The organism is Streptomyces drozdowiczii (genome assembly GCF_026167665.1).
GTDB classification, from domain to species: domain Bacteria; phylum Actinomycetota; class Actinomycetes; order Streptomycetales; family Streptomycetaceae; genus Streptomyces; species Streptomyces drozdowiczii_A.
On sequence record NZ_CP098740.1, the window covers coordinates 2,078,630 to 2,095,227 of the forward strand.

A 16,598-nucleotide genomic window follows, 5' to 3' on the forward strand; every position below is an offset into this window, starting at 1 on the left:
CCGGTCAGCCGCCGAAGTCCCAGGCGACCACGCCGTTTCCGGTGACCAGGAAGGCGAGGACCAGCAGGTCGGCGACGCCGAGCGCGAGGCCGAGACAGGCGCGGCCGCGCCGGCTCGTGGAGCGGGCCAGGGCCACGAGGGCCATCACGATGGCGGCGGGGCCCAGCAGGATGTTCATCACCAGCAGCCCGACGAGGCCCAGCACGAACGAGGCGACGGCGAGTCCGTCGGCGTCCCGGCGGGTGCGCGGAGAGGCTTGCACCGGGGCGCTCACCGGGAACCCCTCGCCCGCTCGCGCACGGCGAAGACCAGCAGCCAGCAGCCGATGAGGGCGCCGAGGACGAGTGACAGCGGAAGCGGAATCTGGGCCACCGCTCCCAGCACGATCCCCAGCAGGAGCAGGGCGGCGACGAGGACGATCATGTTCTCCCTTTCCGTGTGCGGATGGATTCCGTGGGTGGACGGGCCGTTGAGAGTACGACTGTTCACTGACTCTTGAGTCTAAACCCGCACGCCCCTTCCCCGTCTCGGAGAACAGTTGTTTACTGAATGGCATGAGTCACACCGTCGGGGTCCGCCAGAACCAGAAGCTGCGCACGCGCCAGGCACTGCTGGACGCGGCTCTCGGGCTGCTCGACGAGCAGAGCCTGAGCAGCCTCGGGCTGCGCGAGGTCACCCGGGCCGCCGGCATCACGCCCACGGCCTTCTACCGGCACTTCGAGAGCGTGCCCGCACTCGGGGTGGCCCTGGTCGAACAGACCCTGGGCAGCCTGCACGGCATGATCGGCGCGATACTCGCCGAGACCGGCGACAGCGAGGCCAGGCTCGACCGCAGCGTGGAGCTGATACGGCGTCACGTACGGGAGCAACCGGCACACTTCCGCTTCATCGCGCGGGAACAGCACGGCGGGGTCGGCCCGGTCCGCGAGGCCATCGCGGCGCAGCTGCGGCTGTTCGCCGAGGAGGTGGCGGCGACCCTCGCGGCGGAGCCGGGGTCCGGGGGCTGGACCGAGGAGGACCTGCTGATGCTGGGCGGCCTCTATGTGGACCACATGGTGATCACCGCGTCGGCCCTGCTGGACGCGGGCCCGGCGGACGACGAGCGGGTGGCCCGCACGGCGGGGCGCCGGCTGCGGCTCATCGCACTCGGCGCCCTGCACTGGCTCGACGAGCCGGCACAGGGCGCCTGAGGAGGAGGGCCGGGAGGGTCAGCCGCGCGGGGCGCGGGCGAGCTGGCGGGACTGGGCGACCAGGCGGTCGGCGCTGTCCCAGACGTCCGCGTCCTCCTCCAGGAAGCCGCCCGCCAGGTTGCGGGTGGTGATGGAGACGCGGAGCGGGCCCGGGGCGGGGCGGCAGCGGACGTGCGTGGTCAGCTCGATGGTGGGGGTCCAGCCCTTGAGCCCCAGCTCGAACGAGGTCGGCGGCAGGGCGTCCACGGTGAGCAGCAGGGAGAGCGCGTCGGGGTCGCGGCCGTCGGCGAGCCCGAACCAGCCGCGCATCTCGCCCTTGCCCGAGGGCTGCCCGATCGCCCAGCCGATGGTCGCCGGGTCCAGCTTGATGTCCAGCCGGTCGGTGATCGCGGAGCTGCCGGGGATCGGCGCCGGTCCGTCGCCGGGGCCGAGGCAGTGCTCGCGCGGCGGGATGGCCGGCGGCTTCGCGGAGGTGCGGACGTCGTCGCTGAGCGCGTCCAGGTCGCCGTAGGTGGCGAGGACGCGGATGCGCTCGACCTCGGTGCCGTCCTCGGCGTACTGGAAGAGCGACGCCTGACCGGTGGAGAGGGTGCGGCCGGTCCGGACGGTCTGGGTCCGGATCACCGCCGGGCCGGGCACGGACGCGGTGAGGTAGTGCGCGGAGACGGAGAACGGGTCCGTGTGCGGCAGGGCCTCACCGAGCGCGCGGCCCAGCATCGCCAGCAGGTATCCGCCGTTGACGGCGTGGATGATCGTCCAGCCCGCCGAGAGCTCCGCGTCGTAGACGCCCTCTTCGCGCGGGGTGACCGCGGTGTCCCGGTCGAACTCGCTGTCCCCGATGGTTGCCTGTGCCATGGACGCACCGTACACCGATTGTATTACTGAGCGGTAGCTTTTTGTCGGTAGGCGTACGTCACCCCTCGTCCGCCCGCGCCGAGCGCCGGTTGTAGGCGCGCGGCGCCCGCCAGTGGAAGCGGAGCGCGAGCAGCCGCAGCACGAACGCGGTGATCACAGCCGCGCCGCTGGTCAGGGCGTTGAGCGCGTCGAAGCGGATGCAGAGCACGATCATCGTGGCGCCCACCATGGCAGGCACCGCGTACAGGTCCCGGTCCCAGCGCAGCAGCGACGGCACCTCGTTGGCCAGGACGTCCCGCAGCACACCGCCACCGACCGCCGTCGCCAGGCCGAGCGCCGCCGACGAGGTGAGGCCGAGCCCGTAGTCGTACGCCTTCACCGTGCCGGTGACGCAGAACAGTCCGAGACCGGCCGCGTCGAAGACGTTCACCCCGACCTGGATGCGCTCTACGTGCGGGTGCAGGAAGAAGACCAGCCCCGCGGCGAGCAGCGGGGTGGTGAAGTACCCGAGATCCGTGAAGGCGGCGGGCGGCACCGCGCCGATGATCAGGTCACGGAAGAGCCCTCCGCCCAGCGCGGTCACCTCGGCGAGCACCGCGATGCCGAAGACATCGAAGTTCTTGCGTACGGCGAGCAGGGCGCCCGAGATCGCGAAGACGAAGATCCCCACGATGTCGAGCGCGTGCTGGACGGAGGGCGTGAACAGTTCGTTGAGCACCGGGCAATTGTGCCCGTACTACTCCTTCGGGCTGTCCGGGGCGGGTTCGGCGGCCTTCGCCGGCTCCTCCGGTGCCTCCTTCGCGGGCGACTCCGCGGGCGCCGACCGGACCGTGATGACGTCCGCGGCCAGCGGGGCGTCGCCGGGCACCTGGTCCTCGCCGTTCTCCGGGTGGTGGCAGGCCACCTGGTGCCCGGTCTTCAGCTGGAGCAGCGGCGGCTCGGTCGTCCCGCAGACCTTCGTCGCCTTCCAGCACCGGGTGTGGAACCGGCAGCCGGCGGGCGGCGAGATCGGCGACGGCACATCGCCCTTGAGCAGGATGCGGTCGCTCTTGGCGCCGCGCCTGCGCGGGTCCGGCACGGGCACGGCGGACATCAGCGCCTTGGTGTACGGGTGCATCGGCGCCTCGTACAGCGACTTGCGGTCCGCCAGCTCGACGATCTTGCCGAGGTACATGACCGCGATCCGGTCCGAGACGTGGCGGATCACCGACAGGTCGTGCGCGATGATCATGTACGTGAGCCCCAGCTCGTCCTGGAGGTCGTCCAGCAGGTTGACCACCTGCGCCTGGATCGACACGTCCAGCGCGGAGACCGGCTCGTCCGCGACGACCAGCTTCGGCTTGAGCGCGAGCGCGCGGGCGATGCCGATGCGCTGGCGCTGGCCGCCGGAGAACTCGTGCGGATAGCGGTTGTAGTGCTCGGGGTTGAGCCCGACCAGCTCCAGCAGCCGCTGGACCTCCGCCTTCACGCCGCCCTCGGGCTTGACGCCCTGGAGCCGGAAGGGGGTGGAGACGATCCCGCCGACCGTGTGGCGCGGGTTCAGCGAGCCGTACGGGTCCTGGAAGATCATCTGGATGTCGCGCCGCATCGGCCGCAGCCGCCCGGCGGACAGATGGGTGATGTCGCGGCCCTGGAACTCGACCTTGCCGCCGGTCGGTTCGAGCAGCCGGGTCACCAGTCGGCCCATGGTCGACTTGCCGCAGCCCGATTCACCGACGACGCCCAGGGTCTCCCCGGGGCGCACGTCGAAGGTGAGCCCGTCCACGGCCTGGACCGCGCCGACCTTGCGCTTCAGCACGCCCTTGGTGATCGGGAAGTGCTTGACCAGGCCGTCGACCTTGAGGAGCGGTTCGGGGCCGGACCCGTCCGACCCGGCCGCGGCGGGCGCGGGAGTCTTCTTGTTCAGCTCAGTCACAGCTTCGGCGCAATCTCTTCGGTCCAGATCCGGTCGCGCTGCTCGGGCGACATGTGGCACGCGGAGAAGTGCCCGTCGCCGACCTGTCGCAGCTCCGGACGCTCGGTGCGGGTGATGTTGTCGGGCGGGACGTCGGCGTACGGGCAGCGCGGGTGGAAGGCGCAGCCCGACGGGACGTTGATGAGACTGGGCGGCGAGCCCTTGACGGGGATCAGCCGCTCGGTCTGCTCCCGGTCGATCCGCGGCATCGAGCCGAGCAGGCCCCAGGTGTACGGGTGCTGGGGCTCGTAGAACACCTTCTCGGCGGAGCCGCGCTCGACGCAGCGTCCCGCGTACATCACGAGGATGTCGTCCGCGATCTCCGCGACGACACCGAGGTCGTGGGTGATCATGATGACCGCGGAGCCGAACTCCTTCTGCAGATCGCGGATCAGGTCGAGGATCTGCGCCTGGACGGTGACGTCGAGGGCGGTCGTCGGCTCGTCGGCGATGAGCAGCTGCGGGTTGTTGACCAGGGCCATCGCGATCATCGCGCGCTGGCGCATGCCGCCGGAGAACTGGTGCGGATAGTCGTCGAACCGGCGGTGCGGCTCGGGGATGCCGACCCGGTCGAGCATCTCGACGGCCCGCTTCCTGGCGGCCTTCTTGTCGACCTTGTGGTGGACCCGGTGGGCCTCCACGATCTGCGCGCCGATCGTGTAGTACGGGTGCAGGGCGGACAGCGGGTCCTGGAAGATCATGGCCATCTTCTGGCCGCGCAGCTTCCGTACGCGCTCGGCGCCGGAGCCGATCAGTTCCTCGCCCTCCAGCCAGATCTCGCCGCCGATGCGGGCCCGCTCCGAGGTGTGCAGGCCCATGATCCCCAGCGAGGTCACGGACTTGCCGGAGCCGGACTCGCCGACGATGCCGAGGGTCTGGCCGGCCGCCAGGTCGAAGCTGACGCCGTCCACGGACTTGACCAGGCCGTCGTCGGTGTCGAAGTGGACGCTGAGGTCGCGTACGGAGAGGAACGGGTGGTCGTCGCCCGGGCGCGGGGCCGGGACGCTCTCAGCCGTCTGGGAGTCCTTCTTGGTCGCGCCGCTCATGAGAGCCTCACCCGGGGGTCGATCGCGGCGTACACGAGGTCCACCAGCAGGTTGCAGATGACGATGAAGAAGGCCGCGACCAGGGTCACGCCCATCACCTTGGGCAGGTCGGCGGTGGTCACGCCCTGGATCGCGAAGGCGCCGAGCCCCTGGAAGGAGAAGACGCGTTCGGTGATGACCGCGCCGCCGAGGAGCAGCGCGAAGTCCATGCCGAAGATCGTGACCAGCGGGGTGAGCGCGGACCGCAGCCCGTGCTTGACGACCACCTTGCGTTCCTGGAGGCCCTTGGCGCGCGCGGTCCGGATGTAGTCCTCGCTCATGGTCTCCAGCATCCCGGCCCGGGTGAGCCGGGCGTAGAGCGCGGAGTACAGCAGGGCGAGCGTGCACCAGGGCAGGACCAGGCTGCCCGCCCAGGCGACCGGGTCCTCGGTGATGGGGACGTACTCCCCGTTGCCGAAGAGCGCCAGGACGACCAGGCCGGTGAAGAACATCGGGAGGGAGACGCCGGCGAGGGCGACGCCCATGGAGAGGCGGTCGAAGAGCGAGCCCCGCTTCAGCGCGGAGACGACGCCGATCGCGACACCCGAGACGACCCAGATGACGGCGGCACCGACGGCCAGCGAGAGCGTGACCGGGACGCGGTCCACGAGCTGCGGCCAGATCTCGGTGTGCGTCTTGAACGAGTAGCCGAAGCAGGGGGCGTTGCACGTCACGGGGTCGGGGCCGAACTGGTACTGGGCGCCGACCACGATGCCCTTGATGAAGTGCCAGTACTGGAGGTACAGGGGCTGGTCGAGCCCCAGGTTCTTCTTGACCGCGGCGATGACGTCGGGGTCGGGACTCTTCCCCACGTACTGGGCGGCCATGGAGTCGAGGGTCTGCCCGCCGAGGCGGGGCACCAGGAAGAAGATCGCGAACGTGACTGCGCTGACCACCAGCAGCAGCAACACCGCGGCGAATACGCGTCGGATGATATACGCAGCCACAGCCGTGCGGCGCCGGGCGGGTGGGGCGGGAAACCCCGCCGCCCGGCGCCTTCACCTGCCTTTCAGGGGATGCTTTTGATGAACAGGTGCTACTTGGTGGACGTCATGAGCACGTAGTCGTACATGCCGAGGTACGCGTCGGTGACGGTGACGTTCGCCGCGGAGGCCGGGCGGTACAGCAGGTTCTTGCGGTAGAAGAGGGGAACGACCGAGGCGTTCTCCATGACCTTCTGGTCGACCTCGCCCCACGTCGCGTTGCGCTCCGTGGTGTCGACGGTCCCGATGCCCTTGACGAGGAGGTCGTTGATCCCCTTGTCGTTCAGCTCCATCAGGTTGGTGCCGCCGGAGGGCTTGATGGCCGAGCCGTTGACGATCTGGTCGAGGAAGCCGAAGCCGGTCGGCCAGTCGGCGCCCCAGGCCATCATCATCATGCCCGCGTTGTTCTTGTGGACCCAGGCGGGGACGCCCGCGAAGTCGGTGAAGTACTTGTCCGCCGGGAACTGCTTGATCTCGGCGGTGACGCCGATGGCCTTCAGGCTGTTCTGGAGCTGGGTGGCGGCGGTGACCTCGTCAGGACGGTCGGAGCGGGCCGTCAGCGTGGTCTTGAAGCCGTCCGGGTGACCGCACTTGGACAGGTGCTCCTTGGCCTTGGCCACGTCGCCCTTGCTGCCCTCGGTCGGGTACAGGTCGAACTTCTTGTAGCCGGCGACGGTCGGGGGGATGACCGTGCTCGCCGGGTCGCCCTTGACCGAGCCGCCGATCGAGTCGACCATGCTCTGCTTGTCGACCGCGTACTGGACGGCCTTGCGGCACTCGATGTTGTCGAACGGCTTCACGTTGACGTTCAGCGCGAGGTACTGGAGGGCGCCGGCGTACGGGTTGTCCGTCTTCGCCTTCTCCGACGCCTTCACCAGGACCTTGGGCTGGGTCTTGGACTGGAGGCCCGTGCCCGCGATGTCCGCGGTGGTCTCGTCGTTGAGGAGGTGCTCGTCGACCGTGGTGGGGTTGACGTTGAACTTCAGCTGGACCTTGTCCGGCAGCGCCTTGCGGATCGGGTCCGTCTTCGGGTCCCACTCCGGGTTGCGGACCAGGGTCGCGCCCTTGCTCTCGTCGTACGCCGAGAACTTGTACGGGCCCGAGGAGACCATCTTCTGGACGTAGCTGGCGCCCGTGTCGGCCTTCTGCTGGACCGGCGCGGTCTGCGAGAACGCGGCCAGGTAGTCCATGTCCGCGAACGGCTTGTTGAGGTGGAAGACGATCGTGTACTTGTCCGGGGTCTCGATGGACTTCAGGCCCTCGGTGGACTTGTCCTTGTAGGGACCCTTGTACTTGTCGCCGCCCTCGAGGTACGCCTTGAAGTACGTCGGGCCGTTGGACAGGGCCTCCGGCGCGAAGTTGGAGCGCTCGACGGCGTACTTGACGTCCTGCGAGGTGATCTCGGAGCCGTCCTCGAACTTCACGCCCTTGCGCAGCGTGTACGTCCAGGTCTTGGCGTCCGCGCTCGCCTTGCCGAGACCGGTGGCGAGGTCGGGGACGACCTTCAGGCTGTCCTTGCCGGCGGCCGGCTGGAAGGTGACCAGCGAACGGGCGTACAGGCGGGAGAAGTTCTGCACCCAGCCGTAGTACGTGTTGCCCGGGTCGAGGGAGTCCGGGCCACTGGAGTGCTCGTAGGTGACCGTCCCGCCCTTCTTGTCGCTGGCGTTGACGATGCTCGTCAGACCGGCGTCGGCCTTGGCGTTGCCGCCGCCGCCACCCTTGCCGCCGCCACCGTCCGAGTCCTTGCTGCACCCGGTGGCGGCGAGCGACACCGCGATCGCGACGGCTATGAGCGCCGCTGTCTTCTTGTTCTGCATGCTGAGGAAAGCCCCCTCGCTAGTCCTGTGCGGCACTGCCGCGATTACTTGCCACGAGGGTCGAGTGCGTCGCGCAGCCCGTCCCCCAGCAGGTTGAAGGCCAGCACGGTGATGAAGATCGCCATGCCGGGGATGACCATGAACATCGGGTCCACCTCGTAGAGGTCGACCGCCTGCGTGAGCATGCCGCCCCAGGAAGCCTGCGGCGGGGCGATGCCGACGCCCAGGAAGGACAGGGCCGCCTCGAAGAGGATGTTCGTGGGGATGAGCAGCGTCGCGTACACGAGGATCGGCGCGACCAGGTTGGGCAGCAGCTCGCGGAAGAGGATGAACGGACCGCGTGCGCCCAGCGAACGGGCGGCCTCGACGAACTCGCGCTCGCGGAGCGACAGCGTCTGCGCGCGCACGATGCGGCCGATGTACGGCCAGCTGAAGAAGCCGATCACGAAGATCAGGACGGCGATCCGCAGCGTGAGCCCTTCCATCCCGAAGGCGTTGCCCTGGAGGGAGGCGGAGATGGAGATCGCGAAGAGCAGCAGCGGGAAGGCGAGGAAGGTGTCCATCAGCCGGCTGATCAGGCTGTCCACCCAGCCGCCGTAGAAACCGGCCACGACGCCCATCACGACGCCGATGGCGACGGACAGCAGGGTGGAGCCGACGGCGACGACGAGCGAGACCCAGGAGCCTTCGAGGATGCGCGCGAAGATGTCGCGGCCGGTCTGCGGCTCGACGCCGAAGGGGTGGTCCCAGCTCATCCCGCCCAGGCTGCCCTTGGGCGCCAGCATGACGGGGTCGACCAGGCTCTGGTTGAACGCGTTGGGGTCGAGCCCCAGCAGCGACTGGAGCGGCTTGGACAGCACCGCGGTCAGGATCAGCAGGACGACAACGATGCCACCGGCCATCGCGGCCTTGTCCCGCTTGAACCGGGTCCAGGCGATGCGGCCGAGCGAACGGCCCTCGATCTCCTTGCGGCCCGCGCCTTCCAGCACCGCTTCGGGCCGCGTATCCGCCCTGGTGGTCTCGATAGGTGCCGTCATTGCGCTGGAGACCCCTCTCGACCGGCGGGTGGCCGGCCCGTGACCGCCGCGGTAGCGGCTCGTACATAGCTAGTTGCGTGGGAGTCTTCAGCCACTTCGCGCACACCCGCCAGACCTGACGGGGAATGTTTGCTCAAACGTGATGACGTCAGAATGCAACCGATATCCGAACAGGCGGACTCGGCAATCGGGCCTCCCGGTCACATAACGGCGATAACGAACACTTCGCGCGTGAACGCCGGAGTGCCCGCAATGCCCCCGATGTGCCGGTGGCCTGACGCGGGCTCAGTACGCGGGCGTCTGCGGGTAGCCGTAACCGGGCGCGGCGTGCGCCTCGCGGTCGTAGAACGGACGGGAGTTGACGCGCAGCCACATCGCGACCGGGTCGTACTCGTCGGACATCGCGACCGTGGAGACCGGCAGGCCCTCGGGGACGGCGCCGACCGACTGGCGCATCATCGCGCGCACCGCGTCGACGGACGGCCCGCTCGTGTCGTACAGGTCGAGCCCGACGGCGAGGTACGGGACGCCGAGCGCGGGCTGCACCCAGGCGCGGCGCAGCGAGCGGATCGCGGGGGTGTGGTGGGCGTTCTGCGTGAGCTGGGCGTAGAACCGCGGGATGTCGATGGCGGGTTCGCTGATCCGCAGCGGTCCGGCGGGCATCCGGTCGAGGCCGGTCGCGATGCGGCGCAGGTCCAGCCAGGGGATGCCGACGCCGCCGCCGGGGGCGTGCGGATTGAGCCAGACGCCCCAGCGGTCGGGGTAGAGGGCGCGCGCGACGTCCAGTCCGGCGACGACCTCGTGGTCCCGGCTCCAGCCGCTGGCGGCGAGCTCCTGGGGGGAGGTGACGCACGGGGCGTACCCGAGTCCGTCGACCTCCATGTTCCCGTACTGGGCGTCGGGGGCGCCGGGGCGGCCGTGCCAGAGGAGCATCCAGACCCGGCCGGTCGCGAGGGCCCGGAGCAGCGCCTCGTACGCGTCGTAGCGGCCGGGCGCGACCTGTCGCAGCATGTGCTCGACCTGACCGGCCGCCGCGGTGCCTGACGCACTCACCCTGGTCCCGCCCCTCGTAGATCCTCTGCTTCGGCCACCGGGCATCGGCCTTCGGCCATCAAACCAGCTTATGCGGCGGCGCTGTCACCGGCTTGACGCGGCGGCCGCCCCCGGTCACTCCGGGGCGCGCGTGTAGAAGGGGCGCACCCGCTCGCGCATCCAGTCGGCGACCGGGTCCTGCGCCACGTCGAGGAGGACGAGGTTGACCGGCCACGGCACGGCGACGCGGCCGAGCGCCCGGCCCAGGGCGTCCATCGGGGCGCTCTGCCCGGCGCCGTCCCAGGTGGAGAACTCGACGCCGACGAAGAGCACGGGGTCGTCGCCCTCGATGCTGGCCAGGACCCGGCGGGCGGTGCGGACGACGCCGCTCTCCTGGAACTCGCCGGCGGCGGCGGCCAGGAAGTCGACGGGCTCCTCCTTCCAGTCCGGCTCGTACAGCCGGACCCGGCCCCCGGTCGCCGGGCCGTCGAGCGGGGTGCGCCCGGCCCGGCACAGCTCGGCGACGGCGGGCGGGGGCAGTGGCATGCCGACGGCGCCGCCCGGGTTGACGGCGATGCCGAGCTGCGGGGGCAGTCCGCGGGCGAACTCGACGGCGGGGGCGATGGTGAAGGACATCTGCGCGCCGACACAGGTGAGGAACTGGTGCTCGGAGCTGTAGACGGGGACGTACGCGGCGCCGTCGATCTCCATCGCGGGGAGGTCGAGGTCCTGGGCGCCGGGTCCGCCGCCGCCCGGCAACGGCACCCAGACATGGCTGCGGCCGAGCACCTCCAGCAGGCGGCCGCCCGCCTCCGGGACGCCGAGCGAGGCGCCCAGCACCTCTTCGAGTTCATTGGCCGGCCAGCCGCCGTGCGGCAGGCTCCCGGCCTGTGCCGGAATGTCCACTGCTTCCCTCTCGCCCCGTTGCCGTGCAGCAAGAGGGTACGGCCTCACCGGGTCGCCGTCGCTGTCAGGGGCTGTCCGGAAACGGCTCGTCCCGGCTACCGTCCAGCCGTTGGACGGTCCGTTTTCAGCCGTCGGTCTGTGCGTCTGCGAACGTGATGCGGCTGAGCGCCCCGGCCGCCTCGCGGTCGAGCAGCACCGCCGAGGCGCAGCCGTACGGCAGCAGCCCCGCCTCGGTGTCCCGCAGCAGCCGCCCCACGGCTCTGCGGTGCCGGGCGAAGGCGTACGCGGAGACGCCCCGGCCGCGCTCGCGCTGGCCCTCGCGCGCGGTCCGGGCGGGGACGTCGAGCAGGACCAGATGCAGGCGGGCGCCCCGGCGCCGGGCATGGCGGGCGAGCCGGGCGCGGACCCAGCTCTGCGTACCGCAGTCGTGGACGACGACGGAGGCGCCGGAGCGCAGCGCCTGCCGCAGGCCCCAGTAGTGGGCGAGGCGGACGAGCGGGCGGTAGAGGACGTACGGGAGTAAGCCGGGCAGTCGGCGGGCCCAGCGGTCCCGGGTGTCCTGGGAGTCGATGGCGTGGGCCGGGGCGGTGCGGGAGATCAGCGTGGACTTGCCGCTGCCGGGGAGCCCGGAGACGACCACGACGTCCCCGGCGGCGAAGCCCAGGGCGCGCGGGCCGCGCCCGGACCGGCCGCGCAGGTCCCGGACGACCGGTGGATGCGTGCCGGCCGCCTGCCGGGGCGGGGAGCCGGACTGCGCGGGCAGGGCGGTGCTCGTGGTTCCCGCGGTCGTCGCGTAGCGCAACGTCATCGCCTCCCCCTGGCCGTACGGCCGACGCGTGCAGGACCGATACCTACCCTCGAAGTGTAAAGAAAAGGTAATGCGAGGCAACCGTCCGACCCGCCGCGGAAGCGTGACGGGCCCCACCGGTCCCGGGGCCCCGCTCCCCCGGAATGCGTGCGATGATGACCCCGCCAACTGCATACAGGCCGCTTGAATCCGCGCGGGAGAGTCCCGGTCACCGTGCCGGGCGCCGAAGGAGCAAGATCCTCCCTTGAATCTCTCAGGCCCCGTACCGCGTGGATGAGGCAGATCTGAAAAGCGAGCCGCCCGGCGGCTCCACCCAAGGTGCAAGCCGAACCCCCGCGGGGCCTCTCGGCGAACCTCTCAGGTTCCGATGACAGATGGGGAGGGATCGTCCTCACCGTCGTCATGCCCTGGGAGCCCGTTTCATGAGCAGCACCCCTCGTCTCACTGCCCTCGATGCGCTGCATCGTTCGCTGGGCGCCACCATGACCGACTTCGCGGGCTGGGACATGCCGCTGCGTTACGCCAGCGAGCGCGACGAGCACAACGCCGTCCGCACGAAGGCCGGCCTCTTCGACCTGTCCCACATGGGCGAGATCACCGTCACCGGCCCGCAGGCCGTGGACCTGCTGAACCACGCGCTGGTCGGCAACATCGGCACGGTCTCCACCGGCCGGGCCCGCTACACGATGATCTGCGCCGAGGACGGCGGCATCCTGGACGACCTGATCGTCTACCGCCTCCAGGACACGGAGTACATGGTCGTCGCCAACGCCGGCAACGCCCAGCTCGTCCTGGACAAGCTCACCGAGCGCGCCGCCGGCTTCGACGCCGAGGTCCGCGACGACCGCGACACGTACGCGCTGCTCGCCGTGCAGGGCCCCGAGTCCCCGGCGATCCTCGCGGCGGTGACCGACGCCGACCTGGACGGCCTGAAGTACTACGCCGGGCTGCCCGGGGTCGTCGCCGGGGTGCCCGCGCTGATCGCCCGTACCGGCTACACCGGCGAGGACGGCTTCGAGCTGTTCGTCGCGCCCGGCCACGCCGAGCAGCTGTGGCGGGCGCTCACCGACGCGGGCGCCGCGCACGGCCTGATCCCGTGCGGCCTCTCCTGCCGCGACACGCTGCGCCTGGAGGCGGGCATGCCGCTGTACGGGCACGAGCTGACGACCTCGCTGACCCCGTTCGACGCCGGGCTGGGCCGGGTCGTGAAGTTCGAGAAGGACGGCGACTTCGTCGGCCGCAAGGCGCTGGAGGCCGCCGCGGAGCGCGCCGAGACCGCCCCGCCGCGCAAGCTCGTGGGCCTGGTCGCCGAGGGCCGCCGGGTGCCGCGCGCCGGCTTCCCGGTCGTCGCGGACGGCCAGGTCATCGGCGAGGTCACCTCCGGGGCCCCCTCCCCCACCCTGGGCAGGCCGATCGCCATGGCGTACGTCGACGCGGCGCACGCCGAGCCGGGCACCGCCGGAGTCGCGGTGGAGATCCGAGGCAGCCACGAGCCGTACGAGGTCGTGGCGCTCCCCTTCTACAAGCGCAAGAAGTAGAACCGTAGGACCCGGCCGGTGCCGCGTACGTGACGCGGTCCCGTCTCACACCGTAAGACCACCGTTCATCCGCACTCCCCGCGTACAGGAGAATTCAGACCATGAGCAACCCCCAGCAGCTGCGGTACAGCAAGGAGCACGAGTGGCTGTCGCCCGCCGAGGACGGTGTGGCCACGGTCGGCATCACCGAGCACGCGGCCAACGCGCTCGGTGACGTCGTCTACGCGCAGCTTCCCGAGGTCGGTGACACGGTGACCGCGGGCGAGACCTGCGGCGAGCTGGAGTCGACCAAGTCGGTCAGCGACCTGTACTCCCCGGTGACCGGTGAGATCACGGAGTCCAACCAGGCCGTCGTGGACGACCCGTCGCTGGTCAATTCCGCCCCGTTCGAAGGCGGCTGGCTGTTCAAGGTACGCGTCGCGGAGGAGCCGAAGGACCTGCTCTCCGCCGACGAGTACACCGAGTTCTCCGGCAACTGAGACCCCAAGGGACCACCTGATGTCGCTTCTCAACTCCTCCCTCCACGAGCTGGACCCGGACGTCGCCGCCGCCGTCGACGCCGAGCTCCTGCGCCAGCAGTCCACGCTCGAAATGATCGCCTCGGAGAACTTCGCTCCGGTCGCGGTCATGGAGGCACAGGGCTCCGTCCTGACCAACAAGTACGCCGAGGGCTACCCCGGCCGCCGCTACTACGGCGGCTGCGAGCACGTCGACGTGGTCGAGCAGATCGCGATCGACCGGATCAAGGCGCTCTTCGGCGCCGAGGCCGCGAACGTCCAGCCGCACTCCGGTGCGCAGGCGAACGCCGCCGCGATGTTCGCGCTGCTGAAGCCGGGCGACACGATCATGGGCCTGAACCTGGCGCACGGCGGTCACCTGACCCACGGCATGAAGATCAACTTCTCCGGCAAGCTCTACAACGTGGTCCCGTACCACGTCGACGACACCGGTGTCGTGGACATGGCCGAGGTGGAGCGCCTGGCCAAGGAGGCCAAGCCGCAGCTGATCGTCGCCGGCTGGTCCGCCTACCCGCGCCAGCTGGACTTCGCCGCCTTCCGCCGCATCGCGGACGAGGTCGGCGCGTACCTGATGGTCGACATGGCGCACTTCGCCGGTCTGGTCGCCGCGGGCCTGCACCCCAACCCGGTGCCGCACGCCCACGTCGTCACCACCACCACGCACAAGACCCTCGGCGGTCCGCGCGGCGGTGTGATCCTCTCCACCCAGGAACTCGCCAAGAAGATCAACTCGGCGGTCTTCCCGGGTCAGCAGGGCGGCCCGCTGGAGCATGTGATCGCGGCCAAGGCGGTCTCCTTCAAGGTCGCGGCGGGCGAGGAGTTCAAGGAGCGCCAGCAGCGCACCCTGGAGGGTGCCCGCATCCTGGCCGAGCGCCTGGTCCAGCCCGACGTCACCGAGGTCGGCGTCTCCGTCCTGTCCGGCGGCACCGACGTGCACCTGGTCCTGGTGGACCTGCGCAACTCGGAGCTGGACGGCCAGCAGGCCGAGGACCGGCTCCACGAGGTCGGCATCACGGTCAACCGGAACGCCATCCCCAACGACCCGCGCCCGCCGATGGTCACCTCCGGCCTCCGGATCGGCACCCCGGCCCTGGCCACCCGCGGCTTCCGCGCCGAGGACTTCACCGAGGTCGCCGAGATCATCGCCTCGGCCCTCAAGCCGTCCTACGACGCGGACGACCTGAAGGCCCGGGTCGCGAAGCTCGCCGAGAAGTTCCCGCTGTACCCCGGCCTGAAGTAGCCGAACCGGCGCGTTCGCGCCTCCGGGAGGGGCACCCGCACACTGAACAGTGGGCGCGGTGCCCCGTCCCTTGTCCCCCGCTTTGTCTCATTGCACTCCGGGCCGTCCCGCCCGTACCGCACCACCCGGCAGACAACGGCGTCTACCAACCCTTAGGAGTCCCCCCGTGGCCATCTCGGTCTTCGACCTGTTCTCGATCGGCATCGGCCCGTCCAGCTCCCATACGGTCGGCCCCATGCGCGCGGCCCGTATGTTCGCGCGCCGGCTGAAGAACGAGGGCCTGCTCGCCCACACCGCCTCGGTCCGCGCCGAGCTGTACGGCTCCCTCGGCGCCACCGGCCACGGCCACGGCACCCCCAAGGCGGTCCTGCTCGGCCTGGAGGGCGAGTCCCCGCGCACCGTCGACGTGGAGACGGCCGACGAGCGGGTCGAGGCGATCCGCTCCACCGGCCGGATCAACCTGCTCGGGATGCACGAGATCCCCTTCGACGCGGACGAGCAGCTGATCCTGCACCGCCGCAAGGCGCTCCCGTACCACGCCAACGGCATGACCGTCTTCGCGTACGACGCCGAGGGCGCCCCGCTCCTGGAGAAGACGTACTACTCGGTCGGCGGCGGGTTCGTCGTGGACGAGGACGCCGTGGGCGAGGACCGGATCGTGCTCGACGACACGGTCCTGAAGCACCCCTTCCGCACCGGCGACGAGCTGCTGCGCCTGGCCCGCGAGACCGGTCTGTCGATCTCCTCGCTGATGCTGGAGAACGAGCGCGCCTGGCGCACCGAGGAGGAGATCCGCTCCGGGCTGCTCGGAATCTGGCGGGCCATGCAGGAGTGCGTGACGCGCGGGATGTCCCGCGAGGGCGTCCTGCCCGGCGGCCTCCGGGTGCACCGCCGCGCCGCGAAGACCGCCCGCCAGCTGCGCGCGGAGGGCGACCCCCAGACGCACGCCATGGAGTGGATCACCCTGTACGCGATGGCGGTCAACGAGGAGAACGCGGCGGGCGGCCGCGTGGTCACCGCCCCGACGAACGGCGCGGCCGGCATCATCCCGGCCGTCCTGCACTACTGGATGAACTTCGCCGCGGGCGGCTGCACGGAGGCCGAGAAGGAGGACGGCATCGTCCGCTTCCTGCTGGCCGCCGGCGCGATCGGCATGCTGTTCAAGGAGAACGCCTCCATCTCCGGCGCCGAGGTCGGCTGCCAGGGCGAGGTCGGCTCCGCCTGCTCCATGGCCGCCGGCGCCCTCGCCGAGGTCCTGGGCGGCACCCCGGAGCAGGTGGAGAACGCCGCCGAGATCGGCATGGAACACAATCTGGGCCTGACCTGCGACCCGGTCGGCGGCCTCGTCCAGATCCCGTGCATCGAGCGCAACGGCATGGCCGCGGTGAAGGCGGTCACGGCGGCGAAGATGGCCCTGCGCGGCGACGGCAGCCACAAGGTCTCCCTCGACAAGGTCATCAAGACGATGAAGGAGACCGGCGCCGACATGAGCGTCAAGTACAAGGAGACGGCGCGGGGCGGTCTCGCGGTGAACATCATCGAGTGCTGAGGCGCCGTGCCGGGGGCGCCGGAAATCCGGTAAAGGGGGGTGCCCCCGGTTCGATAGGATGCAAAACGGCCTGCGACAGAGGCACC

Annotated in this window: 17 protein-coding genes and 1 riboswitch; of the genes, 5 read left to right on the forward strand and 12 right to left on the reverse strand. The window is 70.5% G+C overall.

The features are described from left to right. Positions 1-4 precede the first annotated feature (4 nt). Together NEH16_RS09170 and NEH16_RS09175 are read right to left on the reverse strand one after the other, a co-directional pair. Entirely contained in the window at positions 5-274 is a 270-nt protein-coding gene (locus tag NEH16_RS09170; protein ID WP_265540943.1) for a DUF4190 domain-containing protein, read from the reverse strand. After that, entirely contained in the window at positions 271-489 is a 219-nt protein-coding gene (locus tag NEH16_RS09175) for a hypothetical protein (RefSeq protein WP_143202980.1), read from the reverse strand. Before NEH16_RS09175 ends, NEH16_RS09170 begins: the two co-directional genes overlap by 4 nt. A 65-nt stretch (positions 490-554) precedes the next feature. Between NEH16_RS09175 and NEH16_RS09180 the strand changes: the two genes are divergently transcribed. Beyond that, positions 555-1,190 carry a TetR family transcriptional regulator gene (locus NEH16_RS09180; protein WP_265540944.1) on the forward strand — a complete coding sequence of 212 codons (636 nt, stop codon included), beginning with the start codon at positions 555-557 and terminating at the stop codon, positions 1,188-1,190. Positions 1,191-1,208: 18 nt separating this feature from the next. Here the strand turns inward: NEH16_RS09180 and NEH16_RS09185 are convergent, their stop codons facing one another. From NEH16_RS09185 to NEH16_RS09230, 10 genes are all read right to left on the reverse strand, one after another. Then, a complete protein-coding gene (locus tag NEH16_RS09185) occupies positions 1,209-2,045 on the reverse strand; it encodes a thioesterase family protein (RefSeq protein ID WP_265540946.1) in 837 nt (278 codons plus the stop codon). Between the two features lie 58 nt (positions 2,046-2,103). Then, the gene (locus NEH16_RS09190; RefSeq protein ID WP_018102534.1) at positions 2,104-2,763 is read right to left on the reverse strand and encodes a trimeric intracellular cation channel family protein; all 660 of its coding nucleotides are present in this window, start codon (positions 2,761-2,763) and stop codon (positions 2,104-2,106) included. A gap of 18 nt (positions 2,764-2,781) precedes the next feature. Further along, positions 2,782-3,960 (reverse strand): ABC transporter ATP-binding protein, encoded by a 1,179-nt coding sequence (locus NEH16_RS09195; protein ID WP_073963838.1) that lies wholly within the window; start codon positions 3,958-3,960, stop codon positions 2,782-2,784. After that, positions 3,957-5,045: an ABC transporter ATP-binding protein gene (locus NEH16_RS09200; protein WP_073963839.1), complete on the reverse strand. Its 1,089-nt coding sequence runs from the start codon at positions 5,043-5,045 to the stop codon at positions 3,957-3,959. The genes NEH16_RS09195 and NEH16_RS09200 overlap by 4 nt, the downstream gene beginning before the upstream one ends. Continuing rightward, positions 5,042-6,031 (reverse strand): ABC transporter permease, encoded by a 990-nt coding sequence (locus NEH16_RS09205; RefSeq protein WP_073963840.1) that lies wholly within the window; start codon positions 6,029-6,031, stop codon positions 5,042-5,044. The genes NEH16_RS09200 and NEH16_RS09205 overlap by 4 nt, the downstream gene beginning before the upstream one ends. An 89-nt stretch (positions 6,032-6,120) precedes the next feature. Beyond that, the gene (locus NEH16_RS09210) at positions 6,121-7,884 is read right to left on the reverse strand and encodes an ABC transporter substrate-binding protein (protein ID WP_265540949.1); all 1,764 of its coding nucleotides are present in this window, start codon (positions 7,882-7,884) and stop codon (positions 6,121-6,123) included. 44 nt (positions 7,885-7,928) lie between these two features. Continuing rightward, positions 7,929-8,921, reverse strand: a complete 993-nt coding sequence (locus NEH16_RS09215) for an ABC transporter permease (protein WP_265540951.1) — start codon at positions 8,919-8,921, stop codon at positions 7,929-7,931. A 285-nt stretch (positions 8,922-9,206) separates the two neighbouring features. After that, a complete protein-coding gene (locus NEH16_RS09220) occupies positions 9,207-9,974 on the reverse strand; it encodes an enhanced serine sensitivity protein SseB C-terminal domain-containing protein (RefSeq protein ID WP_265540953.1) in 768 nt (255 codons plus the stop codon). Positions 9,975-10,088: 114 nt separating this feature from the next. After that, entirely contained in the window at positions 10,089-10,859 is a 771-nt protein-coding gene (locus tag NEH16_RS09225) for an enhanced serine sensitivity protein SseB (protein WP_073963844.1), read from the reverse strand. Positions 10,860-10,983: 124 nt separating this feature from the next. Next, entirely contained in the window at positions 10,984-11,667 is a 684-nt protein-coding gene (locus tag NEH16_RS09230) for an AAA family ATPase (protein ID WP_265540956.1), read from the reverse strand. A 184-nt stretch (positions 11,668-11,851) separates the two neighbouring features. Further along, positions 11,852-11,945: riboswitch (glycine riboswitch) on the forward strand. A 144-nt stretch (positions 11,946-12,089) separates the two neighbouring features. Between NEH16_RS09230 and gcvT the strand changes: the two genes are divergently transcribed. The 4 genes from gcvT to NEH16_RS09250 all read left to right on the forward strand — a co-directional run bounded on the left by gcvT (position 12,090) and on the right by NEH16_RS09250 (position 16,512). Continuing rightward, complete coding sequence (gene gcvT / locus NEH16_RS09235; RefSeq protein ID WP_073963846.1) at positions 12,090-13,205, forward strand: glycine cleavage system aminomethyltransferase GcvT; 1,116 nt, start codon at positions 12,090-12,092, stop codon at positions 13,203-13,205. A 101-nt stretch (positions 13,206-13,306) separates the two neighbouring features. Then, a complete protein-coding gene (gene gcvH, locus NEH16_RS09240; protein ID WP_073963847.1) occupies positions 13,307-13,684 on the forward strand; it encodes a glycine cleavage system protein GcvH in 378 nt (125 codons plus the stop codon). Between the two features lie 19 nt (positions 13,685-13,703). Beyond that, entirely contained in the window at positions 13,704-14,963 is a 1,260-nt protein-coding gene (glyA, locus tag NEH16_RS09245) for a serine hydroxymethyltransferase (RefSeq protein ID WP_073963848.1), read from the forward strand. Between the two features lie 166 nt (positions 14,964-15,129). Beyond that, the gene (locus NEH16_RS09250; protein ID WP_073963849.1) at positions 15,130-16,512 is read left to right on the forward strand and encodes an L-serine ammonia-lyase; all 1,383 of its coding nucleotides are present in this window, start codon (positions 15,130-15,132) and stop codon (positions 16,510-16,512) included. Positions 16,513-16,598: the final 86 nt, after the last annotated feature.